This window comes from Nocardiopsis sp. LDBS0036, assembly GCF_041228755.1.
Lineage (GTDB): Bacteria > Actinomycetota > Actinomycetes > Streptosporangiales > Streptosporangiaceae > Nocardiopsis > Nocardiopsis dassonvillei.
In genome coordinates this window covers 4,910,642-4,937,216 of the sequence record NZ_CP141103.1, presented here as the reverse complement: position 1 = coordinate 4,937,216, position 26,575 = coordinate 4,910,642, and the positions used below count along the sequence as shown (strand labels likewise).

Annotated in this window: 25 protein-coding genes and 1 tRNA gene; 17 read left to right on the top strand and 9 right to left on the bottom strand. The window is 72.2% G+C overall.

Going from position 1 to position 26,575, the window contains the following annotated elements:
- Positions 1–770 precede the first annotated feature (770 nt).
- Positions 771–852 (bottom strand) — tRNA-Tyr (locus tag UIS43_RS21080).
- A 232-nt stretch (positions 853–1,084) separates the two neighbouring features.
- Here UIS43_RS21080 and UIS43_RS21075 point away from each other — a divergent pair.
- On the top strand, positions 1,085–1,582 hold the full coding sequence (locus tag UIS43_RS21075; protein ID WP_013156079.1) for a YajQ family cyclic di-GMP-binding protein: 498 nt from the start codon (positions 1,085–1,087) through the stop codon (positions 1,580–1,582).
- Positions 1,583–1,726: 144 nt separating this feature from the next.
- Here UIS43_RS21075 and UIS43_RS21070 read toward each other — a convergent pair whose 3' ends face one another.
- Positions 1,727–2,590 (bottom strand): M48 family metalloprotease, encoded by an 864-nt coding sequence (locus UIS43_RS21070; protein ID WP_013156078.1) that lies wholly within the window; start codon positions 2,588–2,590, stop codon positions 1,727–1,729.
- A 526-nt stretch (positions 2,591–3,116) separates the two neighbouring features.
- Between UIS43_RS21070 and UIS43_RS21065 the strand changes: the two genes are divergently transcribed.
- The 6 genes from UIS43_RS21065 to UIS43_RS21040 all read left to right on the top strand — a co-directional run bounded on the left by UIS43_RS21065 (position 3,117) and on the right by UIS43_RS21040 (position 8,386).
- Positions 3,117–4,967 carry a 2-oxoacid:acceptor oxidoreductase subunit alpha gene (locus tag UIS43_RS21065; protein ID WP_013156077.1) on the top strand — a complete coding sequence of 617 codons (1,851 nt, stop codon included), beginning with the start codon at positions 3,117–3,119 and terminating at the stop codon, positions 4,965–4,967.
- Positions 4,960–6,051, top strand: a complete 1,092-nt coding sequence (locus UIS43_RS21060) for a 2-oxoacid:ferredoxin oxidoreductase subunit beta (protein WP_013156076.1) — start codon at positions 4,960–4,962, stop codon at positions 6,049–6,051. The genes UIS43_RS21065 and UIS43_RS21060 overlap by 8 nt, the downstream gene beginning before the upstream one ends.
- 171 nt (positions 6,052–6,222) lie before the next feature.
- Positions 6,223–6,891, top strand: coding sequence for an SDR family oxidoreductase (locus UIS43_RS21055; RefSeq protein WP_013156075.1), 669 nt, complete (start codon positions 6,223–6,225; stop codon positions 6,889–6,891).
- 154 nt (positions 6,892–7,045) lie between these two features.
- Positions 7,046–7,561 carry a hypothetical protein gene (locus tag UIS43_RS21050; protein WP_013156074.1) on the top strand — a complete coding sequence of 172 codons (516 nt, stop codon included), beginning with the start codon at positions 7,046–7,048 and terminating at the stop codon, positions 7,559–7,561.
- Between the two features lie 301 nt (positions 7,562–7,862).
- Positions 7,863–8,075 carry a hypothetical protein gene (locus UIS43_RS21045; protein ID WP_013156073.1) on the top strand — a complete coding sequence of 71 codons (213 nt, stop codon included), beginning with the start codon at positions 7,863–7,865 and terminating at the stop codon, positions 8,073–8,075.
- A 95-nt stretch (positions 8,076–8,170) separates the two neighbouring features.
- Positions 8,171–8,386 (top strand): hypothetical protein, encoded by a 216-nt coding sequence (locus UIS43_RS21040; RefSeq protein WP_013156072.1) that lies wholly within the window; start codon positions 8,171–8,173, stop codon positions 8,384–8,386.
- A 114-nt stretch (positions 8,387–8,500) separates the two neighbouring features.
- On the opposite strand, the gene UIS43_RS21035 is transcribed toward UIS43_RS21040, so the two are convergent.
- Entirely contained in the window at positions 8,501–9,037 is a 537-nt protein-coding gene (locus tag UIS43_RS21035; RefSeq protein ID WP_370011423.1) for a GNAT family N-acetyltransferase, read from the bottom strand.
- Positions 9,038–9,223: 186 nt separating this feature from the next.
- On the opposite strand from UIS43_RS21035, the gene sigJ reads away from it, so the two are divergent.
- Positions 9,224–10,132 (top strand): RNA polymerase sigma factor SigJ, encoded by a 909-nt coding sequence (gene sigJ / locus UIS43_RS21030; RefSeq protein WP_370011420.1) that lies wholly within the window; start codon positions 9,224–9,226, stop codon positions 10,130–10,132.
- A gap of 4 nt (positions 10,133–10,136) precedes the next feature.
- Positions 10,137–11,282, top strand: a complete 1,146-nt coding sequence (locus UIS43_RS21025; RefSeq protein ID WP_370011419.1) for an FAD-dependent oxidoreductase — start codon at positions 10,137–10,139, stop codon at positions 11,280–11,282.
- A gap of 142 nt (positions 11,283–11,424) precedes the next feature.
- Here UIS43_RS21025 and UIS43_RS21020 read toward each other — a convergent pair whose 3' ends face one another.
- Positions 11,425–11,793, bottom strand: a complete 369-nt coding sequence (locus UIS43_RS21020) for a VOC family protein (protein WP_370011417.1) — start codon at positions 11,791–11,793, stop codon at positions 11,425–11,427.
- Positions 11,794–11,928: 135 nt separating this feature from the next.
- On the opposite strand from UIS43_RS21020, the gene UIS43_RS21015 reads away from it, so the two are divergent.
- Positions 11,929–12,573, top strand: coding sequence for a Uma2 family endonuclease (locus UIS43_RS21015; protein ID WP_370011415.1), 645 nt, complete (start codon positions 11,929–11,931; stop codon positions 12,571–12,573).
- Here the strand turns inward: UIS43_RS21015 and UIS43_RS21010 are convergent.
- The 3 genes from UIS43_RS21010 to UIS43_RS21000 all read right to left on the bottom strand — a co-directional run bounded on the left by UIS43_RS21010 (position 12,555) and on the right by UIS43_RS21000 (position 15,995).
- Positions 12,555–13,241, bottom strand: coding sequence for a response regulator (locus UIS43_RS21010; RefSeq protein ID WP_013156066.1), 687 nt, complete (start codon positions 13,239–13,241; stop codon positions 12,555–12,557). The genes UIS43_RS21015 and UIS43_RS21010 overlap by 19 nt on opposite strands.
- On the bottom strand, positions 13,238–14,914 hold the full coding sequence (locus tag UIS43_RS21005) for an ATP-binding protein (RefSeq protein WP_370011413.1): 1,677 nt from the start codon (positions 14,912–14,914) through the stop codon (positions 13,238–13,240). Before UIS43_RS21005 ends, UIS43_RS21010 begins: the two co-directional genes overlap by 4 nt.
- A gap of 208 nt (positions 14,915–15,122) precedes the next feature.
- Positions 15,123–15,995 (bottom strand): phosphorothioated DNA-binding restriction endonuclease, encoded by an 873-nt coding sequence (locus tag UIS43_RS21000; protein WP_370011411.1) that lies wholly within the window; start codon positions 15,993–15,995, stop codon positions 15,123–15,125.
- Positions 15,996–16,250: 255 nt separating this feature from the next.
- Here UIS43_RS21000 and UIS43_RS20995 point away from each other — a divergent pair, with 255 nt between their 5' ends.
- The 4 genes from UIS43_RS20995 (at position 16,251) to UIS43_RS20980 (ending at position 20,723) form a co-directional block, all read left to right on the top strand.
- Positions 16,251–17,303, top strand: coding sequence for a LacI family DNA-binding transcriptional regulator (locus UIS43_RS20995; RefSeq protein ID WP_117197829.1), 1,053 nt, complete (start codon positions 16,251–16,253; stop codon positions 17,301–17,303).
- 216 nt (positions 17,304–17,519) lie between these two features.
- Entirely contained in the window at positions 17,520–18,836 is a 1,317-nt protein-coding gene (locus UIS43_RS20990) for an extracellular solute-binding protein (RefSeq protein ID WP_083555182.1), read from the top strand.
- A 62-nt stretch (positions 18,837–18,898) separates the two neighbouring features.
- A complete protein-coding gene (locus UIS43_RS20985; protein WP_013156061.1) occupies positions 18,899–19,891 on the top strand; it encodes a carbohydrate ABC transporter permease in 993 nt (330 codons plus the stop codon).
- On the top strand, positions 19,884–20,723 hold the full coding sequence (locus tag UIS43_RS20980; protein WP_013156060.1) for a carbohydrate ABC transporter permease: 840 nt from the start codon (positions 19,884–19,886) through the stop codon (positions 20,721–20,723). The genes UIS43_RS20985 and UIS43_RS20980 overlap by 8 nt, the downstream gene beginning before the upstream one ends.
- A gap of 125 nt (positions 20,724–20,848) precedes the next feature.
- Here UIS43_RS20980 and msrA read toward each other — a convergent pair whose 3' ends face one another.
- Positions 20,849–21,511, bottom strand: a complete 663-nt coding sequence (gene msrA, locus UIS43_RS20975) for a peptide-methionine (S)-S-oxide reductase MsrA (protein ID WP_013156059.1) — start codon at positions 21,509–21,511, stop codon at positions 20,849–20,851.
- A 123-nt stretch (positions 21,512–21,634) separates the two neighbouring features.
- Here msrA and rarD point away from each other — a divergent pair, with 123 nt between their 5' ends.
- The 3 genes from rarD to UIS43_RS20960 all read left to right on the top strand — a co-directional run bounded on the left by rarD (position 21,635) and on the right by UIS43_RS20960 (position 25,329).
- A complete protein-coding gene (gene rarD / locus UIS43_RS20970; protein ID WP_071621215.1) occupies positions 21,635–22,678 on the top strand; it encodes an EamA family transporter RarD in 1,044 nt (347 codons plus the stop codon).
- A 121-nt stretch (positions 22,679–22,799) separates the two neighbouring features.
- Entirely contained in the window at positions 22,800–23,789 is a 990-nt protein-coding gene (locus UIS43_RS20965; RefSeq protein ID WP_013156057.1) for a flagellar associated protein, read from the top strand.
- A gap of 211 nt (positions 23,790–24,000) precedes the next feature.
- Positions 24,001–25,329 carry a hypothetical protein gene (locus UIS43_RS20960; protein WP_013156056.1) on the top strand — a complete coding sequence of 443 codons (1,329 nt, stop codon included), beginning with the start codon at positions 24,001–24,003 and terminating at the stop codon, positions 25,327–25,329.
- Positions 25,330–25,534: 205 nt separating this feature from the next.
- Here the strand turns inward: UIS43_RS20960 and UIS43_RS20955 are convergent, their stop codons facing one another.
- Positions 25,535–26,539 (bottom strand): polyprenyl synthetase family protein, encoded by a 1,005-nt coding sequence (locus UIS43_RS20955; RefSeq protein WP_013156055.1) that lies wholly within the window; start codon positions 26,537–26,539, stop codon positions 25,535–25,537.
- Between the last annotated feature and the right edge of the window lie 36 nt (positions 26,540–26,575).

Here is a 26,575-nt window from a genome sequence, read left to right as displayed (position 1 = left end):
AAAAGACTCAGGCGCTTGTTGCACCTGTGTCGCGGTGGACTGGGGCAATCATCATCCGGCCCCCAGTTTTTGTCAACGCCGAAACTCGCGAAGCATTTTGTCCAGATTGTCTCGACCATTCTTTTCGTGCTGACCGCGAATGGCCACATTGGCTTTCTTTCCACTCGACCCACCCAAAGGGCCGACGCCGTGCCAAGACGGATCCGGACCGGCGAAGCGGACACACCATCCGCTATCAGCACAGCAGGGACGGGGTCGGCGCGCCAGCCCTCCAAGGACAACAGCGAAACCGCAGGTCAGACCTCATTCGAGCACGTGACCGGCCCTCGGCTCCACCGAAGGGAGAGCGGACATTCGCGTTATCCGCCCGTGTCCCGACCGCGATGAATCCGCGACCGGCCGAATCCGGAAAACAGCGCCGCGCGGGGTCCGGAACGCCCTCCGACCCACCAGGGGGCGAGGGGGATGTGACCCGCGTCTCCCCCACTGCGGGGCGTCACACCCGCGCCGGAGCGGAGGCGCGCCAGGGCCGCCGCGCGGGGACCCCGGGCCGCCTCGGTCGGCCCCGGGGACGACGGCCAGCGCGGGCGGCCGCGACAGGCCCGGGACGGGCGCGGGGCGGGCGCGGACCGCGCGGACGCCCGGGAGCGCCGTCTGGGAGCGTTCCGCAGCTGTTCCACGGACACCCGTGAACAGCCGTGGACGACCGGGAACGCGAGAAGGCCCCGGTGTCCAGCGTTCGTGCTGGTCACCGGGGCCTTCTCCCCGTGTGGCAGGTCAAGGATTCGAACCTTGGAAGGCAAAGCCGACGGATTTACAGTCCGCTCCCATTGGCCGCTCGGGCAACCTGCCTGGGCTGCGGCGACGTGTTCGTCGCGGCGCATCACCGAGAATAGCGGATGATCCGCCCGAACCTGAAATCGGTTGTCCGGGCGCGCCCCGACCGGGCACGTCGGGCGCCCGACCAGCGCGCGGCTAAGCTCTGAGGACCGTCCGCGCGGGATCCGGCGCGGACCGACGAGAACCCACGCGGGCGTCCACGGGCGCCCGCGACCCATGAAGACCTAGCGGGGTGTGAGCGAACGTGGCCGCCGAATCCAGTTTCGACGTCGTGTCCAAACTCGACCGTCAGGAGGTCGACAACGCGCTGAACCAGACCGCCAAGGAGCTGGCCCAGCGGTTCGACTTCAAGGGCACCGGGACCACCATCGCCTGGCAGGGCGAGGACGGGATCGAGGTCAGGGGCAACTCCGAGGAGCGGGTCAACGCCGCCCTGGACGTCTTCAAGGAGAAGCTGGTCAAGCGCAAGCTCTCCCTGAAGATCCTGGACCCCGCCGACGAGCCCCGGCTCTCGGGCAAGGAGTACCGCCTTCCCGTCGGCCTCAAGGAGGGCATCACCTCCGAGGACGCCAAGAAGATCTCCAAGCTGATCCGCGACGAGGGCCCCAAGGGCGTCAAGGCCCAGATCCAGGGCGACGAGCTGCGCGTCAGCTCCAAGAAGAAGGACGACCTCCAGAACGTCCAGAACCTCATCAAGGAGAAGGACTTCGACCTGGCGCTCCAGTTCGTCAACTACCGCTAGCGGTGGCGGACCGGCAGGCGTAGCCGGCGGCGAGGGCACGACGGCCGCCCGTCCCCGAGGGGGAGGGCGGCCGTCGCCGTTCCACCGCACCGGCGTGGTCGGGCCGCCTCGGCGGAGCCGCCCCGCGGGTCCGCCGGCACCGCCTCAGCGGCCCAGGTCCCAGCTGCGGCGCAGCTCCCGTAGGCGCCGGACGCGCTCCGCCGTCGGCGGGTGCGCGGCGAACAGGCGGCCCACGCCGCTCGGGAACGGGTTGGTGGTCATCAGGTGCGCCGAGGCCAGCAGGCTGCGCTCCCGGGGCAGCGGGTACCGGCGCGCGCCCACCTCCAGCTTGCGCAGGGCGTCGGCCAGCGCCAGCGGGTCGCCGGTCAGCCGCGCGGCCTGCTCGTCGGCCCGGAACTCGCGCTGTCTCCCCACCCCGCAGTAGACGACCATGGCCGCGAGCGGCGCCAGCAGGACCGTCATCAGGCCGCCCAGGAGGGTGGGCATGTCGCTCTCCTCGGAGTCCCCCAGCGGGACCAGGAGGGCGATGGCGGTCGTCGCCGTGATCACCGCGGTCAGGGTGGCGGCCACCGAGCTGATCAGCGTGTCGTTGGCGCGGATGTGCGCCAGCTCGTGGGCGATCACGCCGCGCAGCTCGCGCTCGTCCAGCGTGCGCAGCAGCCCCGTGGTGCAGCACAGGGAGGCGCGGCGCGGGCTGCTGCCGGTGGCGAAGGCGTTGGGCGAGCGCACCGGCGACAAATAGAGCCGGGGCATCGGCTGCCGGGCGGCCGTGGCCAGCTCGCGGACGATCCGGTACAGCTCGGGGCGCTCGATCTCGCTCACCGGCCGCGCGCGCATCGCGCGCAACGCCAGGGACTCCCCGAAGAGGTAGACCAGGACGCCGGCGCACAGCACCAGGGCCACGGAGAACTGGGCGCCCTTCTCCGCTCCGCACAGCCAGCCGACCAGGACGACGAGCACCGCGGCGCCGACGAACAGACCGGCCGCGCGGGCCGCGCTGACGTACACGCCACCACCTCCTCGCTCAGCCGACGATGAATGCGTACATGGTGGCAAACGTGCGGGTCGCCGCTCCGCGTTCCCGTTACCGGACCAACGTCCGAGGCATCACTGATCTCCCTCTCATCTGCCACCTCCCCCGCACCACCCGCACCTTCGTCCACAGCCGCACCCCTCCGGACCCCCTCCGTGTGAGAATGGCCACCCGCGCGCGGTCCCGGCACACCCGACGTCTTATAGTGCGAACGTGGCCCTCATCACTGCGTGTACCAGGCCGTCGGGACTCCAGCCCCTCGGTCCGGTGCGCGGGCGGCCGTGTCGTTGAAGGCTGGCCCCTTCACGGCCCGGCCGTCGCGGCGCGGCCGCACCGCGCGAGACCGGGTTGGCGCATCCGGCGCTCGCGAGGGCCGCGAACGCTGTCCCCACGTCCCCGAACCAGGCACCCGGCCCGCGACGGTGCGGTCCGGTCGGGGGCGACACCCGAGCGCCGCCGCCCGTCACGACCGGCGGCTCACCAAGGAGGTCGTCGATCTCAGTGGCCAAACAGATCGAACAGCTCGACCGCGTCATCATCCGCTTCGCCGGGGACTCCGGCGACGGCATGCAGCTGACCGGTGACCGCTTCACGCAGGAGACGGCGTCGTTCGGCAACGACCTGTCCACCCTGCCGAACTTCCCCGCCGAGATCCGCGCTCCCGCCGGAACCCTGCCCGGGGTGTCCAGCTTCCAGCTGCACTTCGCCGACCACGACATCATGACCCCGGGGGACGCCCCGGACGTGCTGGTCGCGATGAACCCCGCGGCCCTCAAGGCCAACCTGGGCGACCTGCCCCGGGGCGCCACCGTGATCGTCAACACCGACGAGTTCACCAAGCGCAGCCTGGCCAAGGTCGGGTACACGGCCGACCCGCTGACGGACGGGACGCTGGACGCGTTCAAGGTGAGCGCGGTGCCGCTGACGTCCATGACGGTGGAGGCATTGTCCGGCGCCGACATCTCCAAGAAGGACGCGCAGCGGGCCAAGAACATGTTCGCCCTGGGCCTGCTGTCGTGGATGTACAACCGCCCGACGGAGGGGACGACCTCGTTCCTGAAGTCGAAGTTCGCCGCCAAGCCCGACATCCTGGCCGCGAACCTGACCGCGTTCCAGGCGGGGTGGAACTTCGGCGAGACCACCGAGGACTTCGCGGTCTCCTACGAGATCAAGCCCGCGCGGCTCCCGGCGGGCACCTACCGCAACATCACCGGCAACCTGGCCACCGCCTACGGGCTGATCGCCGGGTCCGAGCGGTCGGGGCTGCCCCTGTTCCTGGGCTCGTACCCGATCACCCCGGCCTCGGACATCCTGCACGAGCTGTCCCGGCACAAGCGGTTCGGTGTGCGCACGTTCCAGGCCGAGGACGAGATCTCCGGTGTGGGCGCCGCCCTGGGCGCGGCCTTCGGCGGCTCCCTGGGCGTGACCACCACCTCGGGTCCGGGCATGGTGCTCAAGCAGGAGACGGTGGGGTTGGCGGTGATGACCGAGTTGCCGCTGGTCATCGTGGACGTGCAGCGGGCCGGTCCGAGCACCGGCATGCCCACCAAGACCGAGCAGACCGACCTGCTCATGGCCCTGTACGGGCGCAACGGCGAGTCGCCGGTGCCCGTGGTGGCGCCCGCCTCCCCCGCGGACTGCTTCGACGCCGCGCTGGAGGCCGTGCGGATCGCGGTGCGCTACCGCACGCCGGTGGTGGTGCTCTCCGACGGGTACCTGGCCAACGGTTCGGAGCCGTGGCGGCTGCCGGAGGTCTCGGAGCTGCCGCGGATCGACCCGGCCTTCGCGACCGGGCCCAACGGGCCGGGCGGGACCTTCCTGCCCTACCTGCGCGACGAGGAGACGCTGGCCCGCCCGTGGGCGGTGCCGGGCACGGCGGGGCTGGAGCACCGGATCGGCGGTATCGAGAAGCACGCGCAGAGCGGCGACATCTCGTACACGCCCGCCAACCACGACCTGATGGTCCGCACGCGCCAGGCCAAGATCGACGCGATCGCCCGCGACATCCCCGAGCTGGCGGTGGACGACCCCGGCGGGGAGGCGGACGTGCTGGTCCTGGGCTGGGGCGGCACGTACGGGTCGATCACCGCGGCGGTGCGCCGCGTGCGCCGCGCGGGCGGCCGGGTGGCGCAGGCGCACCTGCGCCACCTCAACCCGTTCCCGGCCAACCTCGGCACGGTCCTCCACCGGTACGAGCGGGTGGTGGTCCCCGAGATCAACCTGGGCCAGCTGTCCCTGCTGCTGCGCGGCAGGTACCTGGTCGACGTCATCGGCTACAACAAGGTCCGCGGCCTGCCCTTCAAGGCCGAGGAGCTCGCGGGCGTGCTTCAGGAGGTCATCGACCGTGACTGAGAACGTGACGGGTACCGGCGCGAACGGCCACGTCCACGGGGTCCCGGAGGCCCTGGGCGGGCTGCGCCTGGTGCCCAGGACCGACACCGCATACAAGATGAAGGACTTCAAGTCCGACCAGGAGGTGCGCTGGTGCCCGGGCTGCGGCGACTACGCGATCCTGGCCGCCTTCCAGTCCTTCCTGCCCGAGCTGGGCGTGCCGCGCGAGAACGTGGTGATGGTGTCGGGTATCGGCTGCTCCTCCCGATTCCCGTACTACCTGAGCACGTACGGCATGCACTCGATCCACGGGCGCGCCCCGGCGATCGCGACCGGGCTGGCCACCAGCCGCCCGGACCTGTCGGTGTGGGTGGTGACTGGTGACGGCGACGGGTTGTCCATCGGCGGCAACCACCTCGTCCACGCGCTGCGCCGCAACGTCAACATCAACATCCTGTTGTTCAACAACCGGATCTACGGGCTGACCAAGGGTCAGTACTCCCCCACCTCCGAGCCGGGCAAGATCACCAAGTCCTCGCCGGTGGGGTCGCTGGACCACCCGTTCAACCCGCTGTCGCTGGCGCTGGGCGCGGAGGCCACGTTCGTGGCCCGCACGATCGACTCCGACCGCAAGCACCTCACGTCGGTGCTGCGGGCGGCGGCCGACCACCCCGGCGCGTCGTTCGTGGAGATCTACCAGAACTGCCCGATCTTCAACGACGACGCGTTCGAGCCGCTGAAGGACCCGGCGGCGCGGGACGTCCGGCTGCTGCGCCTGGAGCACGGCGAGCCGCTGCGGCTGGGCCCGGACCGGGGCGTGGTCGCCGGGGAGTTCGGCGGCTTGGAGGTCGTGGACGTGGACTCGGTGGGAGAGGACCGGCTGCTGCGGCACGACGCGCACCGGGAGGACCCGGGGTACGCGTTCGCGCTGTCGCGCCTGGACCAGCCCGCGTTCGAGCACGTGCCGATCGGGGTGCTGCGGGACGTGCGCCGCCCGGCCTACGACGAGCTGGTGAACGAGCAGGTGGCCGACGCGCGGGCCGAGCGCGGCGCCGGCGAGCTGGCCGCCCTTCTGGCCAGCGGGGACACCTGGAGGGTGGAGTAGGGCCGTGTCCGGGTCCCGCCGGGGTGCGGGGCCCGGACGCGCCGGGGTCCGTACGGCACGGGCCCCGCGCCGCTGGTATGCGGGACCCGGACCCGCCGGGCGGCCGGGTGTGACACGGCGGACAGACGCACCACCCCGCCGACCGCACCATGAGGGCATACGCTCTCCCCCATGCGTATCGTCATCGCCGGAGGACACGGGAAGATCGCGCTGCGGCTGGCCAGGCAGCTGGCCGACCGAGGTGACGAGCCCGTCGCCCTCATCCGCAACCCGGACCACACCCAGGACGTCGTCGACGCCGGTGCCGAACCGGTCGTGATCGACCTGGAGAAGGCCACCGTCACCGAGCTGACGGAGAAACTCATGAACGCGGACGCCGTCGTGTTCGCCGCGGGCGCGGGCCCGGGCAGCGGCGCCGCCCGCAAGGCGACCGTCGACCACAAGGCCGCCGTGCTGACCGCCGACGCGGCCTCCCTGGCGGGCACGCGCCGCCTGGTCCAGGTGTCGGCCATCGGCGTGGACGAACCCGTGCCGGAGGGCACCGACGAGACGTGGGCGGCGTACGTGGAGGCCAAGCGGGCCGCCGACGCCGACCTGCGCGAGCGCGACCTGGAGCTGGACTGGACGATCCTGCGCCCGGGCCGGCTGACCGACGACCCGGGCACCGGCAGGGTGGAGCTGGGCGGGGAGGTCGAGCGCGACGCGGTGACCCGTGACGACGTGGCCTCGGTGATCGTCGCCCTTCTGGACGAACCGGGAACGGTCGGCAGGGTTCTCAACCTGGTGAACGGGGAGACACCCGTCGCCGAGGCCGTCCGCGCCGCTGCCGCCTCCTCCTGAGGGGGTGCCCGCGGCTCTCTGTGGCCAGATGCGCCTCCAGGGGGCATGATGGTTGCGGAGCCCGGCGGAGCCCCGCCACGGTGGACGCGGATGACCGGGTGTCAGCCCGACGAGTACGGCAAGCTCCACGCAGAGCAGATGGGTACGGTTATTCATGAGCGTCACGCAGGTCGTGAGGGACAGCACGGTCGTCGAGCACGCCAAGGTCGCCGCGCAGCAGAAGCGCCGGATGTTCATCATCCAGCTGGAGGTGAACGCCTACGACGAGGCCTCCAGCAAGCTGCGCCCCGGGCTGACGCGCATCCTGGAGGGGATCGAGGAGGCCGGGTGGCGGCTGGACCTGATCACCCCGGGCGACGAGGGTGACAAGCCCGCCCGTCTGTTCATCTTCCGTCCGGACCCCGACAGCAAGAAGGACGACGCCGCCAAGGCCGAGCAGCAGCACCAGCAGGAGCCCTCGGGCCAGCAGCACGCCTACCCGCACCCGCCGACGGGCGCGCAGCCGCAGGACCCGTACGCGGGGTACGGCCAGCAGCCCGGATACGGGCAGCAGCAGTACCCGGGATACGACCAGCAGCAGTACCCCGGGTACGGGCAGCAGCCGGGCTACGGCCAGCAGCCCGGATACGGGCAGCAGTACCCGGGATACGGGCAGCAGCAGGGCTGGTAGTCCCGCGATCGAGTAACAGGCCCGCACGGCCAGCCGTGCGGGCCTTTTTCGTGCGCCTGATACCGGACAAATCCGGGTTCCGATGTATTCGGCGTACATCGCCGCTGACCCTGATTTCGGCTGGATAAAACCTTCACCCGACGAAGCGACGATATGTCCGGCATGCCTACCCCGAAGCCGAAGAAACTCCAGGGAAACTCTGGATTCTTCCCTGAAAGTACTCCAAGCACGTCCTCGACTACGCTAAGTTAATTCCGGCGGATGCAGCCACCCTGTTTTGAACTTCCGAAAGGTAAGAAGAATGTCCCGTATTGCCAAGGTTTCCGGATTCGTCCTCGCCACCGGCCTCGCGTTCGGTGCCTTCACCGGGACCGCCGCCGCCGACAACAACGCCGACGTGCAGAACGTGACCATCCCGATCTGCCTGGACGTCCTCGCGGCCTCCGGCGTCAGCGGCAGCGACTGCAACGTCATCGACTGGGAGTCCACGAAGGGCATCTCCGTCAACGACTAGGACCGGCCCGCCCTCGCACCCGGCTCGGTCACAGCGGGATCCACGGGTTCCGTCAGCACCAACGATCACACCACGAACCGAAAAGGACCAACACCATGAAGCGCTTCGCCTCCGTCTCCGGCCTCATCCTCGCCACCGGCCTCGCCCTGGGCGCCATGTCCGGCACCGCCGCCGCCGACAACAACGCCAACATCCAGAACGTCACCGTGCCGATCTGCGCCAACGTGCTGGCCTTCACCGGCTTCGAGCTGGGCGGCGACTGCAACGTGGCCTCCGGCACCAGCACGAACGGCATCTCCGTCGAGGACTAAGCCCGTCGACACGACGAACCTCTTGCGCACGACCTTCTGTGGGGGTGGACGCGGGGCACGGCGCACGCCGCGCCCCGCGTTCTGTGTCTGTGGCGGACAGGGCGGACAGAGCGCTCAGGACGCGCAGGGCCGCGGATCGACGCCCTCCACCGGGTCGGTGGCCAGCCGGGCGTGCGCACCCGTGTCGAAGCGCTCCGCGCCGTAGCGCAGCTTGCGCCGTTCGATCCCCTCCGGCCGGAATCCGGACCGGCGCGCCACCACGCACGATCCCGGGTTGTTCAGCCGGTGCCCCAGCTCCAGCCGGAACAGGCCCGCCTCGGCGAAGGCGTACTCGCTCACCAGCAGCGTCGCGGCCGTGGTCACACCCCGGCCCCGCGCCTCGGCCAGGGTCCAGTAGGAGACCCAGCCGGTGTCGTGGGCCCTGCTGGTCACGTTGACCTGGACGTGTCCCAGCACCGGCCCGCCGTCCTCGACGACCGCGAAACCGAAGGCCGTGCCCTCCTCCGCCCGGACGCGCTGCCGGTCGATCCACGCGGCGGCCAGTTCCGGGGTGTCGGGGACCTCGGGCGACTGCCAGGCCAGCTCCGGCTCGGCGAAGGCCTCCAGCACCCGGTCGGCGTCCCCCGGCTCCCACCCGCGCAGTCGGTACACAGCGGCTGCCTCCTCCTCGTCCGCGCTCTGACCGCGCCACGCTACAGCCACTCCTCCTCCCGCCTTCGGGGAGGGTGGGTCGGCGGATCTCCCCGCGCGGGCCCCGCCGCCCCGTCCGCCGGCCGGGAGGACCCGTTCCGCGCCCGGGGATGTCACGTACGGCCGGAGCTGGTACGTCTGCCTGTCATGACCACCGATGTCTTCGAAGAGCACCGCTCCCTGCTGACCGGTGTCGCCTACCGCATCCTCGGCAGCGCCTCCGACGCGGAGGACGCCGTCCAGGAGGCCTGGCTGCGCTGGTCCTCCGTCGATCCGGCCGCGGTGGAGGACCCGCGCGCCTACCTGGTCACCGTCACCTCCCGGCTGGCCATCGACCGGCTGCGCAGCGTCCGGTCCCGGCGGGAGTCCTACGTGGGCGACTGGCTGCCCGAACCGGTCAGCGACGTCCCCGGCGGGGCCGAGCACGCCGAACTCGCGGACTCGGTGGAGTTCGCGCTGCTGGTGGTCCTGGAGACCCTCAGCCCGCTGGAGCGCGCCGTCTTCGTACTGCGCGAGGCCTTCCAGATGCCCTACGCCGAGATCGGCGCGGTGATCAGCCGGGAGGAGGCCGCCACCCGCCAGCTCGCCCGGCGGGCGCGCGAGCACGTACGCGACAGGCGCCCGCGGTTCGAGGCCGACCGGGCCGTGCGGCGGCGGATCACCGAGCGCTTCCTGGGAGCCTGCCTGGAGGGTGACCTGGAGGGGTTGACCGGCCTGCTGGCCGACGACGTCACGCTGGTCAGCGACAGCGGCGGCCGGACCAGGGCGCCCCACCGGATCCTGGAGGGCGCGGCGAGGGTCGTCCGGTTCCTGTCCGTGCTGGCGCGGCCGCGCAACGCGGAGCGCTTCCTCGTCTCCGCGGGCCTGGACGGCACGGAGGAGCCTCGGTCGGCGGTCACCGAGGTCAACGGCGGACCGGCGGCGGTCGTCTCCGTCGGGGACAGGGTGGTCGCACTGCTGTCCCTGGACATCACCGCCGAGGGCCGTGTGCGGCACGTGTACCTCGTGGTCAATCCCGACAAGATGTCACGTCTGCGGGCGCCCGAACCGTCCTAGTGGCATGGACATCACCGTTGTGGGCGGTGGGCTCGCCGGACTGACCGCGGCCATCGCCAGCGCCGAGAGGGGCGCGAACGTCACCCTGCTGGAGGCGCACCGGACCCTGGGCGGGCGGGCGCGCTCCACCGAACCGCCGTACACGGCCAACGAGGGGCCGCACGTGCTGTACGGCGACGGCCCGCTGTTCTCCTGGCTGGCCGAACGCGACCTGCTCCCGCCCCACCTGCCCTTCCCCGCGCGCGCCGTGCCCCGGGTGCGCGTGCGCGACCGGGGGCGTGTGGGAGCGCCGCCGGTCGCCCTGCTCCGGGCCGCCGCGCGGCGGCGGCTGCGCGCTCCGCACGACCGGGACTTCGGCTCGTGGGCGCGGGAGGCGCTCGGCGCGGAGCCCGCGCGCGTGGCCGCGAACATGATGGGCGTGGCGCTGTTCGACTCCGACCCGTCGCGGTTGTCGGCCGCGTTCGTCTGGGAGCGGTTCCTGCGGGTCACCAACCCCGGCTGGCCCTCACCGAAGTACCTGGTCGGCGGCTGGTCCTCGCTGGTGGAGCGGTTGGCCGGACGGGCGCGGGAGATGGGGGTGCGCGTGGGAACCGGCGAGCGGGTGGACGCGCTCCCGGGTACCCCGACCATCGTCGCGACGTCGCTGGCCTCGGCCCGCGCGCTGCTCGGCGACGACTCACTGGAGTGGGAGAGCGGGCACGCCCTCATGGTGGACCTGGGGCTGCGGCGCGGCCGGGACCCCTTCATCGTCTTCGACGCCGACGAGTGCGGCTTCCTGGAGCGCTACTCACTGGTGGACCGCACGCTCGCCCCCAAGGGCGAGGAGCTGGTCCAGGCGCAGCTGCCGGTGCGGCCGGGTGAGTCCCGGGCGCGGGTCGCCGAGCGGCTGGAGCGGTTCCTGGACCTGTCCCTGCCGGGATGGCGGGAGCGGGTGACGTGGCGGCGCGACCAGGTGGCGCGCGGGCGCACGGGCGCGCTGGACCTGCCGGGGTACACGTGGCGGGACCGCCCGGCCGTGGACCGGGGCGACGGCGTCTACCTGGCGGGTGACGCGGTGGCGGCGCCCGGCCTCCTGGGCGAGGTGTCGCTCAACAGCGCGGTCGCGGCGGCGGAGGCGGCCACGGGCAGGCGCGCCGTCGGCACCCGCTAGGAAGCCTCGGGACGGCTGGGACGGCGGAGGCCCGTGGAGGCCTCCGCCGTTCCCGTCGCCCGGGTCCCGGTGGCGTGCTTGGTCGGGCGGCAGGACCGGCTCCGCGGCCGCCCGCGCGGTGGCGTGTTCCTGGCCGGGCCGGTCAGGCGGGCACGTGCGAGACGGCCTCGACGTTGTTGCCGTCCGGGTCGCGGACGAACGCGCCGTAGTAGTGCTCGTGGTACTCCGGCCAGACCTTCGGCTCGTGGAGCACCTCCGCGCCCGCCTCGACGGCGGCGGCGAAGAAGGCGTCCACCGCAGCCCGGTCGGGCGCGGTGAAGGCGAAGTGCGACTCGCGGGCCTCACCGGGTGCGGGCGCGGGTCCGATCCAGAAGTCGGGTCCGGACGTGCCGTAGCCGACGTCCTCGCCGTAGTCGAGGACGCGGCGGGCGCCCAGCGGGGCGAGGACCGCGTCGTAGAAGGCGGCGCTGGCCGCGGGGTCGCTGACCTGGATTCCGAGGTGGTCCAACATGGGATGAGTGTGACACGGGCCACCGACACTTCCGGGGGTAAGGGGCCAGGTGCAGGGCCGGGTTTCGAACACCCTTGCGAGGCTTTCTCCGCGAAACCCGCCGGTGACCGAGCGTGCGTCAGAATACTGGCCCTCATGAAGACGAGGAGGCATGATGTTGGCCATGACTACCAGGACCCGGAAGCACCCGAACGACGCCTGACCGTGGACGACCTGGAGAAAACGCCGGACGACGGTCGGCGGTACGAGCTGGTCGACGGGCGGCTTGACGTGTCGCCAGCCCCCAAACCCCTGCATACTCGCGTTTCCTACCGCCTGGGTTTCCATCTCGGTACCGTGGCTCCGGACGCGTTGGAGATCGGTGAAGGTCCCGGCATCGACCTGAACGCCGAGCGAACTCACCACCGTATCCCTGACCTGGCAGTCTTCGACTGCGAGTTGCCGTCACAGGGCTATTTCGACGTTCCCCCGCTTCTTGCCGTGGAGATCGTCTCCCCTGAAAGCGTCCTACGGGACAACCACACCAAGCGCCACGAATACGCGGCGTTCGGCATCCCCTCCTACTGGGTCATCAATCCGCTCCCCGACAAGGTCGGGCTCGTCGAGCTACGCCTGGAAAACGGCCAGTACCAGGAGATCACCCAGGTCCACGGGGAGGACGTCTTCGAGACCGATTCGCCTTTCCCCCTCAGGCTCGTGCCGCACTGGTTGGTGGCCGAAGGCGCGTGGAGGAAGCACATCGGCGGCGAACCCGAGGAGGCTCAGGCCGTCCAGCGGTAGAGGTGTTCGGGGCGCCCCGTCGAGCCGTAGCGCATGCGCAGCTCGGCCCGGCCGACCGCGCACAGGTGTTCCAGGTAGCGGCGCGCGGTCACCCGGGACACCCCGGCGCGCTCGGCCACCTCCGAGGCCGACACGTCCCCCTCCGCCTCCCGCAGCACTCCCGCCACCAGGTCCACGGTGGTCGGGGTCAGCCCCTTGGGCAGCGATCGGCCCCCGGCCGGGCGCAGCAGCCCGAACAGCCGGTCCACCTCCTGCTGGGTGGCCTCCCCGTCGGCGTCCATCCTCCGGCGCGCCACGGCGTAGCGCTCCAGCTGGTCGCGCAGCACGCTGAGCGGGAACGGCTTGAGCAGGTAGTGGACCGCCCCGCCGTGCATGGCCGAGCGCACCTGGCCGATGTCGCGCACGGCGGTGATCATCAGGAAGTCCGTCCGCTGGGGCGCGGCGCTGGTGGCGGCGGCGCGCAGGGCGCGCATCACCGAGATCCCCGAGGCGTCGGGCAGGTGCAGGTCGAGCAGCACCAGGTCGGGCTGGTGCCCCCGGATCTGGGTGAGGGCGGCGGCGGCCGTGTGCGCGACCCCCGCCACGGTGAACCCGGGCAGCGACTCCACCAGCTCCTGGTGGTTGCGCGCCACCCGCACGTCGTCGTCCACGACCAGCACACGGATCATCGGGCCGCCCCCTGCGGCGCCCGCGCCCCCGGCAGGGGCAGGCAGGCGGTGAACACCGCGCCCTCGTCGGCGTCGGGCGCCTCCATCTCCACGCTTCCCCCTCTTCCCTCGCAGACCTGCTTGACCAGCGCCAGGCCCAGCCCGCGCGTGCCGCCGTCCCGGGACGCCTTGGTGGTGAACCCGAGCCGGAAGATCTCCTCCGCCACGTCGTCGGCCACCCCGTGTCCGGAGTCGGTCACCCGGATCTCCAGCAGGTCGTGGGGCAGGTCGGTGCCCTCGGCCCGGTGCAGCCGCACCATCAGCTCCACCCAGCCGTGCGGGGCCGAGGCCACCGCGTCGAGCGCGTTGTCGACCAGGTTGCCGAGGACGAGCAGCGCGTCGGAGCGCACCTCCCTGTCCAGCGCGGGGACGCTGGTGAGGGGGGACAGCCGCAGGTCCACACCCAGCTCGGAGGCCTGCGCGGACTTGGCGATGGTCAGCGCGGCCAGCGCGGAGTCGCCGACGTGCCGGGAGATGTCCGCGCTGGTGCGGCTGTGCGTCGCGGACAGGTCGGCGAGGTAGGCGCGGGCCTCCTCGTGGGCGCCGAGTTCGAGCATTCCGGCGATGGTATGCACCCGGTTGGCGAACTCGTGGGTCTGGGCGCGCAGGCCGCGGGTGACCGTGCGCGCGCCGTCGAGCTCGCCGGTGAGCCGGTCCAGTTCGGTGCGGTCGCGGAAGGTGACGACCGCCCCGGCGTCCTGGCCGCGCACGTGGACCGGCATCCGGTTGGCGACCAGGATGCGGTGCCCCGCCAGGAGGAGGCGGTCGTCGCCGGGGTCGGCGCCGGAGACGATATCGCGGACGCGCTCGGACAGGCCGAGTTCGTCCAGGCCCCGGCCCTCGGCGTCCTCGGGCAGGCCGAGCATCTCCCGGACGGGCGGGTTGGCCAGGACGAGGCGGCCCGAGCCGTCCACGGCGAGCACGCCCTCGCGGACCGCGTACAGCAGGGCCTCGCGGCTCTCCAGCAGGGAGGTGATGTCGGCGGGTTCGAGTCCGTGGGTCTTGGTGCGGACCTGGCGGGAGAGTGCCCACGCGCCGGCCACGCCCAGGACCAGCACCACGGCCACCGTGCCCAGTATGGCGGGGACCGCGGCCCTGGCCTCGGTGGCGGCGCTGGAGGCGAGGATGCCCAGGGAGACGTAGCCGACCACCTCGCCGCGCGCGTCGCCGCCGTTGACCGAGCCGCCGCCGGAGAACACCGGGACCTTGGCGCGCACGGTGCGTCCCCGCGTCCCCTCCTGCACGCCGGTCCACTCCCGCCCCTGCGCGGCGGGTCCGGGCGGGGTGGACACGGTGCGGCCGATGAGTTCGTCGTCGGGGTGCGAGTAGCGGATCCCCTCCGGGGAGGCGATGACCACGAACTCGGTGCTGGTGGCGGAGTCGATCCGGTCGGCCAGGGGGGCGAGTTCGGCCGCCGGGTCGGCGGACTGCAGGCCCGTGACGACCTCGGGCATGACGGCCACGGACCGGGCCAGGCTCAGGACCCGCTCGGCGTAGTGGCGGTCGGTGGCCCGGTCCATGTGGACGGCCCACAGCGCGCCCACGGCGGCCAGGGCCAGTGCCAGCAGGAGCACGTAGCCGATGAACAGGGAGCCGGTGAGCGACAGTCGAAAGCGCGCGGGGTACGTGATCATGTGTTCTCCAGGCGCCGTGGCGGGGGACGCGGAAGCCCCGGCCGGGCGAACCCGCAGGTGGGCGTTGCACGAACAATACGACCGAACGTGACGCGGGTGTTAACACAATCCTGACACGCGCGTGACCCGGGTCACGTCCCAGCCCGTTCCGAGGCGCTCGGAGAGGGGGGCCACGGGGGTCGGAACGCGCCGGTCGGGGCGGCGGTCCTCAGGCGGCGACGCGGAAGACCTGCTTGGAGTGCCAGGCGACATGGGCGGGTTCGACGGCGGGGCTTCCCGGAGCCGGGCGGACGAGGTCGCGTCCGGCGAGGGAGAGGACGACCGTCTCGGCCGCGGGGGAGCGGGCCTCGAAGCGCGGGGACACCGCGACGGTGAGTTCGCCGGTGAGCCCGAGGACGCCGCGGTCGAACAGCAGGTGGTGCGTCGGGCACAGGCACAGGCCGTTGTCCAGGTCGTTGGGGCCGTCGTACGACCACCAGCGGATGTGGGCGGCCTCCAGCCCGACCGACACGCCGTCCAGCCGCCCCTCGTAGCCGCAGAACGCGCACCGGTGCTCGTAGGCGGTCAGCACGGTCTCCCGGAACCGGGGGTCGCGGACGCCGCCCTCCCCCGGCGCGGGGACCGGCCCCTGGCCCACGCGGAGTCCGGTGAGGGCGATGATGCCCTCGTGCAGCGAGGGGGCGAAGTTGTCGTCGAGCAGACGGCGGGCGATGCGGGTGGCCAGGCCGGGGTCGTCGCTCAGGGCCGCGTCCAGGTCGGGATCCAGCCTGCCCCGCGCCTCCTTCTCCCGCAGCAGGGTCACCGCCGAGCCCGGGGACCCCTCGCCGTCCACCGTGGTGACCCGCCAGAACCCGTCGGTCTCCAGGTGGTGGAAGGGGTAGCCGGGGTTGGTGGGTTTCGCCGGGCCGAACTCCCGCAGGAGTCGCGCGAGCCGGGTCTCGGCCTCGCTGTAGACGATGGGCGCGTTGCCGTTCCGCTGGTGGTGCGCGAGCGCGTACAGCAGCAGGAGGGGCTTGTGGGGGGCGCGAACCCCGGCACGGGTCCACCGCTTGACGGAGCCGAGCCGCTGGGTCCAGTCCATACCGGCACACCCTAGTACGGACGGCCTCCGGCGGCTTCCGGGAAGTGCTCTTCCCCGGGAGGCCACCTGTCGGAAGGCCGCGTGCCGGGAGACCGCGTGCGAGGAAGGCCGCGTGCCGGGCGGACCTGGCCGTTCGGCGCGGTCGCGGGGCCGCACCGCTCCCCGGAGCACGTCCCGGTACCGGAACGCTCCGAGGCCGCGGTAGCAGGCGTTAGCGGCGCGGGCCCCGAAGCCCGGCGGACTACCATCGTCACCATGGCAACCGGGAACACGGGTCGCAAGCGCCCCACGATCAGCGACGTCGCCCGCCGGGCGGGTGTGAGCAAGGGCGCCGTGTCCCGGGCGTTGAACACCGGTACCGGCACCAGTGCCAGCACCCGTGAACGCATCCGCCAGGCGGCGGTCGAACTGGGCTGGAACCCGAGTTACGCCGCACGCGCGCTCAACGGCAAGTCGCTGGGCACCATCGGACTGATCGTGCGCCGCTCCCCCGAGATCCTCGACTTCGACGCGTTCTTCCCCTCGTTCCTGTCCGGTATCGAGTCGGTGCTCTCCGGCGAGGAGCACGCCACCGTCATCCGCTTCGTACCCGACGAGCGGACCGAGGCCGCCACCTACGAGCGGCTGTTCAACGACCACTTCGTCGACGGCTTCCTGGTCACCGACCTGCGGACGGACGACGGCCGTCCCGCGATGCTGCGCCGCCTGGGCGCGCCCGCCGTGGTGGTGGGCGCGCCCGAGGGCTCCTCCGACTTCCCCACCGTCACCAACGACTCCAGGGAGGCGATCCGCGGTCTGGTGCGCTGCTTCGCCGAGGCGGGGCACCGGCGCATCGCCCACGTCCAGGGCGACCCCCACATGCTGCACGCGCACCAGCGCCGGCGCCACTGGGAGGAGGCCGTGCGCGAGTTCGGCCTGGAGCCGGGGCCCGTGGAGGAGCACGGCGGCTACACCATCGAGGGCGGGGCCCGGGCCACGGAGCGCATCCTCGCCAGGCCCGCCGTCGAACGCCCCACCGCCGTCTTCTACGGCAGCGACCTCATGGCCATAGGCGGTTACTCCGTGCTGGGGGAGGCGGGTCTGACCGTCCCCGACGACATGGCGGTGGCCGGGTTCGACGACATCCCCCTGGCCTCGTTCGTCACACCGCCGCTGACGACCGTCCGCAACAGGCACCGCGCGCTGGGCAGTGTCGGGGCCCGCATCCTGCTGGACATGCTCAAGGGGCAGGAGCCGCCGCTGTCGACCGTGCTCGTCGGTGAGCTCCGCCCGAGGAAGTCGTCCGGACAGCCGATCCAAGGCTTGTAACGGTTCCACAACTGCCCCTCCTGCCTTCCTGTGATCTCGCCTACACTTCCGAGGTAAACCGGTTTACCTAATCATCAGGTCACGCAGAGCGACGGTCGTGGCCCACGGTTCCCGACGCTCCCGCCCACGGACCGACGGGCGCGTCCGATCCGCCCGCTCCGTCACCGCCGACGCTGACGACGGGCTCACATGGCCTACAGAGAAACGGAGACGGCCGTGAAGACACCCCCCACAGCACTCCTGTCCGCCTCGACGGCGCTGGTACTGGCCGCGGCACTGACCGGCTGCGGTTCCGGCGAGGATTCCGGTGACCAGACGCTGACCTACTGGGCCAGCAACCAGGGAGCGAGCGTGGAGGAGGACCGGGAGGTCCTCCAGCCCGTGCTGGACCGCTTCACCGAGGAGACCGGGGTGGAGGTCGAGCTGGAGGTCATCCCCTGGAGCGAGCTGTACAACCGCATCCTCACCGCGGTGAGCAGCGGCGACGGCCCCGACGTGCTCAACATCGGCAACACCTGGGCGGCCAGCCTCCAGGAGACCGGCGCCTTCGTGCCCTACGAGGGCGCGGACCTGGAGGCGGTGGGCGGCGAGGGGCGCTTCGTCGGCACCAGCTTCGCCACCGGCGGCGCCGAGGGCCAGACGCCGACGTCGGTGCCGCTCTACGGGCTGTCCTACGCGCTGTTCTACAACCCCACCATGTTCGAGGAGGCGGGCATCGAGGAACCGCCCGCGACCTGGGACGAGTTCGTCGACACCGCGGACGAGCTGACCAGGGACACCGACGACGACGGCGACGTCGACCAGTACGGGTTCGTGCTGGAGGGCGGCAACGAGCGGCAGAACTCCCACATGGCCTTCATCCTCGGCCAGCAGCAGGGCGGACGGCTGTGGGGCGAGGACGGGCCCTCCTTCTCCTCCGACGAGCAGGTCGCCGCGGTCAAGCAGTGGGTGGACCTGATGGCCGTGGAGGAGGTCGTCGACCCCAGCAGCGCCGAGTTCAGCGACGGAACCCAGGGCATCAGCGACTTCGTCGACGGGCGCGCGGCCATGATCATCGTGCAGGGCAGCGCCCGCACCAGCATGGCCGCCCGCGGTTTCGAGGACTACGAGGTCGCCCAGGTGCCGATGCTCGACCCGCTGCCGGGCGAGCCCATCCAGAGCCACGCGGCCGGGATCAACATCAGCGTCTTCAACGACACCGACGACAAGGAGGGCGCTCTGCGGCTGGTCGAGCACCTGACCAGCCCGGAGGAGCAGGTGTACCTGTCCCAGGAGTTCCAGACGCTGCCGGTGGCCACCGAGGCCTACGACAGCGAGGAGCTGCGGAGCGAGTCCATGGAGACCTTCCGCACGATCCTGACCGAGCACTCCGCTCCGATGCCGCTGATCCCCGAGGAGGGCCAGATGGAGACGGTGCTCGGCGAGGCGATCGGCGGGCTCTTCGCCCGGGTGGCGACCGGAGACGAGATCACCGAGGCCGACGTCCGCCAGGCCATGGAGGCGGCCGAGACCCAGATGGACGCCGCGAACTAGGCGGTGCGGCCCTTCGGCCGCCCCGTCCCCGCGGCGGGGCGGCCGTCTGATGGAGGCGCTAGATGTCGACTACAGAAGAACAGGGGCCCGGCGCCGTCGAGGCCCCGCCCCGGACCGGCCCCGTGGAGGAACCGGGCAGGCGGCGTCCGCGCCGCCCGGGGTGGTTCCTGCCCTACGGCATGGTGCTGCCCGCGGCGGTACTGGAGCTGCTGGTCCATATCGTCCCCATGGCCCTGGGGATCTACATCGCGTTCACCTCGCTGACGCAGCTGACCATCCGGCGCTGGACGACGGCGCCGCTGGTCGGCCTGGAGAACTTCGTCCGCGGCCTCGACCCCGGAAACGCCCTGGGCAGCGCCCTGTTCGAGAGCCTGTTCCGCACCACCGTCTACACCGTGCTGGTGGTGGGGGTGTCGTGGGTGCTGGGGATGGCCGCCGCCGTCGCGTTGAACACGAAGTTCCGGGGACGCGGCGTGCTGCGCACGCTGTTCCTCGTGCCCTACGCCCTGCCGGTCTACGTCGCCGCGATCATCTGGGCGTTCATGTTCAACCAGCGCGACGGCATGGTCAACCGGGTGCTCGTGGAGGATCTGGGTCTGCTGGACGAGCGCCCGTTCTGGCTCATCGGTGAGAACGCCTTCTGGGTGCTGGTGATCGTGTCGGTGTGGCGGCTGTGGCCGTTCGCGTTCCTGATGCTGCTGGCGGCGTTGCAGAGCATCCCCGAGGACATGTACGAGGCCGCGGCCATCGACGGCGCCTCGACCTGGAGGCGGTTCACCGGCATCACGCTGCCCATGGTGCGCCCGGCGAACGCGGTCGTGCTGCTCGTCATGACGTTGTGGACGTTCAACGAGTTCAACATTCCCTTCCTGCTCTTCGGCGACACCTCGCCCGAGAGCGCGCGGCTGATCTCACCGCTGATCTACGAGCACTCCTTCGTCAACTGGAACTTCGGCCTGGGCGCCGCGATGAGCGTGCTGCTGCTCGTCGCGCTGGTCATCGCGTCGGCGGTCTACGTCCGACTGGTGCTGCCCAAGGGGAGCGGCAATGCATGAGACACGCGGGTTCCGCTGGTTCCGGCGGATCGTCCTGACCTTCCTCACCGTGTTCACGGTGCTGCCCCTGTACGTGCTGGTGGTGACCTCGGTGAAGCCGCTGGAGAACGTCCGGGGGATGTTCACCTGGCTTCCGGACCGCGTCACCCTCCAGCCGTACGTGGACATGTGGACGACGATCCCGTTGGCCCGCTACCTCACCAACAGCCTGATCGTCACGACCACGGCGACGGCCCTGGCACTGGTGGTGGCGGTGCTGGCCGCCTATCCGCTGTCACGGCTGCGCTTTCGCGGCAGGCGGCTGTTCAGCATGACGGTGCTCTCGACGCAGATGTTTCCCGGCATCCTGTTCCTGCTGCCGCTCTTCCTGATCTTCGTGCGGCTGGAGGACCTCACCGGCATCGAGTTCACCGGCTCCTACACCGGGCTGATCATCACCTATCTGACCTTCGCCCTGCCGTTCTCGATCTGGATGCTGGCCGGGTACTTCAGCGCCATCCCCGAGGGCCTGGAGGAGGCGGCGATGATCGACGGCACCGGCAGGATCGGCGCCCTGGTGCGGGTCATCCTCCCCGTGGCCCGCCCGGGCATCCTCGCCGTCGGGGTGTTCGCGTTCATCACCGCCTGGGGGGAGGTGCTGTTCGCCTCGGTGCTCACCGACACCGAGACCCGCACCCTCTCCATCGGGCTGGAGCTCTACACCAGCCAGACCGACACCCTGTGGAACGAGCTGCTGGCCGCGTCGGTGACCGTCTCCCTGCCGGTGGTCGTGGCCTTCATGCTGGTGCAGCGCTACCTCGTGTCCGGGCTGTCGGCGGGCGCGGTGAAGTAGCGGAAGGGCTCGCGCCGCCCCGGCCCCGCCGACAGCGGGCGCGCGGGGCGGCCGGGGCCCTCACGCCCGCTGGGCGCCTCCGAGCGGCCCCGCCACCCCGACGCGGTCCCGAGAGGACCTCCCGCTCACTCGGCGGGCGCCACACCGATCGGGCAGCTGGCGCCGGTTCCGCCGATGCCGCAGTAGCCGTTGGGGTTCTTGGCGTCGGACAGGTACTGCTGGTGGTAGTCCTCGGCGAAGTAGAACTCCCGCAGCGGCGCGATCTCGGTGGTGATCGGCCCGTAGCCCGCGCGGGTGAGCACCGGCTGGAACGCGTCGCGGCTGGCCTCGGCCGCGATCCGCTGGACGTCGTCGTGGTACAGGATCGCCGACCGGTACTGGGTGCCGACGTCGTTGCCCTGGCGCATGCCCTGGGTCGGGTCGTGGCCCTCCCAGAACACCTTGAGGATCTCCGCGTACGAGATGCGCTCGGGGTCGAACACCACGCGCACCGCCTCGGTGTGACCGGTCAGGCCCGAGCACACCTCCTCGTAGGTCGGGTTGGGCGTGTAGCCGCCCGCGTAGCCCACCGCGGTCGTGATGATCCCCCGCTCCGGGCCCAGGCGCCAGAACACGCGCTCGGCGCCCCAGAAGCAGCCCATCGCCACGTCGGCGATCCGGCTGCCCTCCGGGTAGGGCGGGGTGAGGCTGGTGCCCAGCACCGTGTGCCCGAAGGGCACGTCCATCGGGGTGTCCCGACCGGGCAGGGCGCGTGCTGGATCGACCATGGTCGTCTTTCTCCCGAACATGTTTTCCAGGGTATCCACGGGCCCGGCCCGGCGCACGGGCGCGATCGGACCCGTGGACGGACGCGGCGCGCGCCCGCTTCCGCGGTGAAGACACTCCGGACAATTCGTCCTACCATTGCTGACGTGCCGGAATCCAAGCGTGGCGTCGTCCTCGGGGCGACCGCCTTCCTCCTCTGGGGTGTGGCGGCCCTGTACTGGCCGCTCCTCTCCTCCTCCGAACCCAGCGAGATCCTCGCCCACCGCATGGTGTGGGCCCTGCTCGCGATGTGCGTCGTCATCCTGGTCACCCGCCGGGGCTGGTCCTGGTTCCCCTCGGTGCTGCGCAGCCCGCGCCGCCTGCTGCCGGTGGCCGCAGCGGCGGTGCTGATCTCCGTCAACTGGTGGGGGTTCATCTACGCGGTCTCCATCGAGCAGACGCTCCAGGCCTCGCTCGCGTACTTCATCAACCCGCTGATGTCGGTGTGTCTGGGGGTGCTGCTGTTCTCCGAACGGCTGCGGGCCCTCCAGTGGGCGGCGGTCGGCCTGGGCGTCCTGGCCGTGGCCGTGATGACCGTCGCCTACGGCGTGACCCCGTGGCTGGCGCTGCTCATGGCCGCCACCTTCGCCGCCTACGGCGCGGTGAAGAAGTACGTGGACCTGGACGGCGTGCGGAGCCTGACCGTCGAGACCATGGTGATGTTCCTGCCCGCGCTGGGCTTCGTGGTCCACCTGGAGGCCACCGGCGCGGGAACCATGTTCTCCGTGTCCCCGGGCCACACCGCCCTGCTGGTCGGCAGCGGTTTCGTGACCGCCCTGCCGCTGCTGCTGTTCGGCGTGGCCGCGCGCCAGGTCCCCCTGAGCGTCATCGGCATCCTCCAGTACATCGCCCCGGTCATCATGTTCTTCGTCGGCTGGCTGGTGCAGGGCGAGGAGATGCCGCCCGCACGCTGGCTGGGCTTCGCGCTGGTGTGGCTGGCGCTGTGCGCGTTCGTCGTCGACCAGGTCCGCGACGCCCGTTCCCGGCCCCGGTCACGCGCCTCCTCCCGGGGTGGGGAACAGGCCGCGGAGCAGGTCGGGGAAGAGGTCGGGGAACAGGACCGGACCCACGACGAACAGCGGCGGCGCGAACTCGGACAGCCCGGGGATCCGCTCCCCGGGGGACCCGCCCGGCCCGAATCCGCGGACTGATCCGGCCTTCCCCGGTTCCGGAAAACCCAAACTACCCTCTGTGACTCTGTGCTAACGTCAGGTCGCGGGTCGGGGGCAGTCCCCGGCTCGGACCAGGCCGCACGTCCCGGAGGGCCCTCCCATGCCTCGCACCAGCCGAACGGCACGCGCCACGCGCGCCGTGGCGGCCGTGTGCCCCGAGGCGCCCTCCCTGCTCCTGCTGCCGCTGGTGGTCGGGGCGCTGCTGGTCGGCCTGTGGCTGCTCGGCGCGGCCCCCGCCGCCGCCGACTCCGGCGCCGACTCCGGCGGCTCCCGGTCCCTGCTCGACGGGGGTCCGCTGACCGGCGGTCGGCTGCCGGACGGCTTCTCCGGTACCTCCGGGAACCCCGACCGCGCCTCCTCGGAGCGCACCGCACCGCACCACGGCCTCCGGGACCGCGTCTCCTCCGGCCGGGCGGCCCTGGACGCCTCCTCCCTCGGGTTGGAGGGTTCCGGACGCCTCGGCGAGGTCGTCCCCGAGGGCGTCGGCCAGGTGGCCGAGCCGGTCGCCTCCACCCTCGGCACGGTGCACCGGCACCTCGAACACGGGGCCGGGCGCACCGCCGCCGAGACCGCCGCCGTCCTGCCCGAGGCCGCGTGGCCGGTCGCCGGGATGGGCGAGGGCGCACGGAGCCTGGTCCGCGGACTCGACCGCGACGGCCACGCCGACGCCGGGCTCCTCTCCCCCGTGGTCCCCGCGGCCCACGCCCCCGCCCCTGAGCGGGACGCGGACGACTCAGCGGACGAGGCGCGCGAGAGGGCCGAGGACGAGGACACCGCTCCCGGGTCCGCGCACGGCAGCGTCTACGGGCACGGCGCGATCATCCCGGCCGACACCGGCGGAGCCTCCGCCGGCGCGGACCGCGGCGAGCGCTCGGACACCGCGGCCCCGGCCCCCGGTTCCTCCGCCCACCAGCTCACGGCCGGTTCGACCGCGCCCGCCGGGGGCGGCGCCCCCGTCCCCGCCGTCGCGGGCTACCTCACCGCGGCGCCCGTCACCGCGCCCTCCGCCGACGCCGTCCTGCTCGCCGCCCGGGCCCTGCTCACGGTGCCCGTCGGCCCCAGCGACGACCCCACCGTCTCCCCCGACTAGGACGCGTCCCCTCCCGCGCGGACGCACACTCCCGCGCACGGACCCGTCCCAGCCAGGCCCTCTGCGCGCCCTCTGGGAGCTGACCTGAGTCCCGTGCCCCGTTCACGGAATTCACGCCAGCCGGTGGTCCGCCCCGGCTCCGGCCGGACGCGCCCCACGCGTTCGGTCCCCGTATCCACTGATCCAGAGCACAACTTCCGAAGGGAAACCCATGACGCAGGTCAAGCGCATATCAGCCAGGGCCGTCCTCCTCGCCGCCGGAACGGCGGGCTTCGTCGCCCTCGGCGCCGGGATCGCCGGCGCCGAGTCCCTCTCCTCGCCCGTCCACGAGATCGCACCCCTCGTCGAGCGCGCCCTGGTCGAGGGCGTCGCCCCCACCATGAACAGCGTGGCGCCCGAGGGCGTCGGGCCGATCGCCGGCAGCGCCCTGAGCGAGCTCCAGGAGACCGCGCACAACCCCGAGAAGCCCGCTCCCGACCTGGCCGCCCCGCTGCCCGAGGGCCAGGACATCCGGACCCCGCTGGGCGAGGTGCCCAACCCGACCTCCGAGCTGGCCGACACCGTCTCCGGGGTCCAGGACGCCACCGGTCTGGACGGCGACCCCCACGACACCATCGGCCACGACGCCGGGCGGGCCCTGGAGCACGGCGGCCACCGTGCGGGCGAGGCCGTGGAGGAGACCGCGGTCACGGTGCTGCCGCACACCCTGGAGTCGGTCTACGGGCTGCGCGAGCAGGTGGACCTGCCCCGGGTCGGCCAGGTCGCCCAGCTGCCGGACACCTCCCGGCTCCGCGACGTCGCCCAGCTGCCCGAGACCTCCGACCTGTCCTCGGTGACCGGCGGCAACAGCCTGGCGCTGGACGGCGCCGAGGCGCCCGCCCTGGAGAACGCCCTGGGTCTGGGCGGCTCCCCCACCGTGCGCCAGAGCGCGGCCGCGCCCCCCGTCCCGAACATGTGGGACATCGCCTACGTCTTCGGCGTGGAGACGCCGGGCAGTGTGCAGGACCTCATGGAGGCCACCCCCCTGACCGAGGACAACAACATCAGCCTCGGCGAGGAGGAGGTGCTCGGCATGATCGGCCAGCGCAACCTCGACCAGCCCCTCACCACCGTCCACCAGTCGGCGCCCGCGGCGCCCGGACTGGGCGACCTGGCCGACGCCCTCGCGAGCGGCGCCGAGAGCGGCGACCTCAGGGCCGCCGAACTCCAGCCCCTGAACGTGGAGGGCCCCCTGGCCGAGTCCGGGGTCCCCCGCCTCTCCGGCACCGGTGTGCCCGTGGTCGACGACGCGGTGGACTCCGTCGTGCCGCAGCTCGCCGACGCCGGGGTGCCCACGATCGCCGAGGGCGTGGACACCCGGACCGCCGAGGCCCTGGTGGCGGAGCTGGGCCGCGGCACCGACCTGCTGAACGACGTGGACACCAGTGACCTGCTGTCCGTCGAGGGCGGTACCGTCCCGCAGGAGACCCCCGCGGGCATGACGCAGCACCCGACCTTCATGGACCTGCCCGGTTCCGAGGCCCTGCCCGTCGTGAGCTAGCCCGCGGCCCCGCACAGCCGGCGGGCGCGACGGCTCTCCCCCGCCGCGTCCGCCGGTCCCGGGGCGGTCCGCCGGGCACCTGAACGGAATCCCACCGCGACACCGGCGCGGCCTCCCCGCACGGCGGGACCGAGAGACACGGCGACGGCGCCGCCCCACCGGGCGGCGCCGTCGTCGGTCCTTCGGCCCCTCGGCCGCCGGGGCGTCAGCCCGAGCGCTCGACCACGTAGTCGCACAGCGCCTCGAAGGCGCCCCTGGCCGGGCTCTCGGGCAGGGTCGCCAGCTCCGCGCGCGCCTTGTCGGCCCAGCCGCGCAGCGTGGCCTCGGCCTCGGCCATCGCCGGGTGCACCCGCAGCAGCGCCAGCGCCTCCTCGGCCTCCTCGTCGTCCAGCGGACGGCCCAGCAGCGACTTGAGCCGCTCGTCCGCCGCGTCCCGGGAGCGCAGCGCGTAGAACATCGGCAGGGTCAGCACGCCCTCGCGCAGGTCGGTCCCCGGGGTCTTGCCCGAGTCGGTGCTCTCGCTCGCCACGTCCAGCAGGTCGTCGGCCAGCTGGAAGGCCATCCCCAGCGCGTCGCACGCCCGCGTGACCGTCCCGATCGTCTCGGGGTCGACCTTGCCGAACATGCCGCCGAACTCCGCCGACGACGCGATCAGGGAGGCCGTCTTGTCGCTGATCACCCGCAGGTAGTGGTCCAGCGGGTCGGTGCCCTCCTGGGGACCGGAGGTCTCCAGGATCTGCCCCTGCACCAGGCGCCCGAACGTGGTCGCCTGGAGCCGGACCGCCTCGGTGCCCAGGTCGGCGAGCATCTCCGAGGCGCGGGCGAACACGTAGTCGCCGGTCAGGATGGCGACGCTGTTGCCCCAGCGCTGGTTGGCGCTGGGCTCGCCGCGCCGCAGCTCGGCCTCGTCCATGACGTCGTCGTGGTAGAGCGTGGCCACGTGTGTGAGCTCCACCACGGCCGCGGCCGGGATGAGGTCGGGCACGGACGGGTCGCCGAAGTGGGCGGCCAGCAGCACCAGGGTCGCGCGGAAGCGCTTGCCCCCGGCGGCCAGCAGGTGGGACGCCGCCTCGGTCAGCAGGGGGTCGCTCGACGCGACCGACTCCCGCAGCAGGTCCTCGACCTTCTCCAGGTTGTCCTGGACCTCCCGGGCAAGGGCATCGTCGACTCTCGGCAGAGCGAGAAACCCGCTCGGGACAGCACCGCTCACCGTACAGCTCCACCTGTCGAACGGCACGGAGGTGAC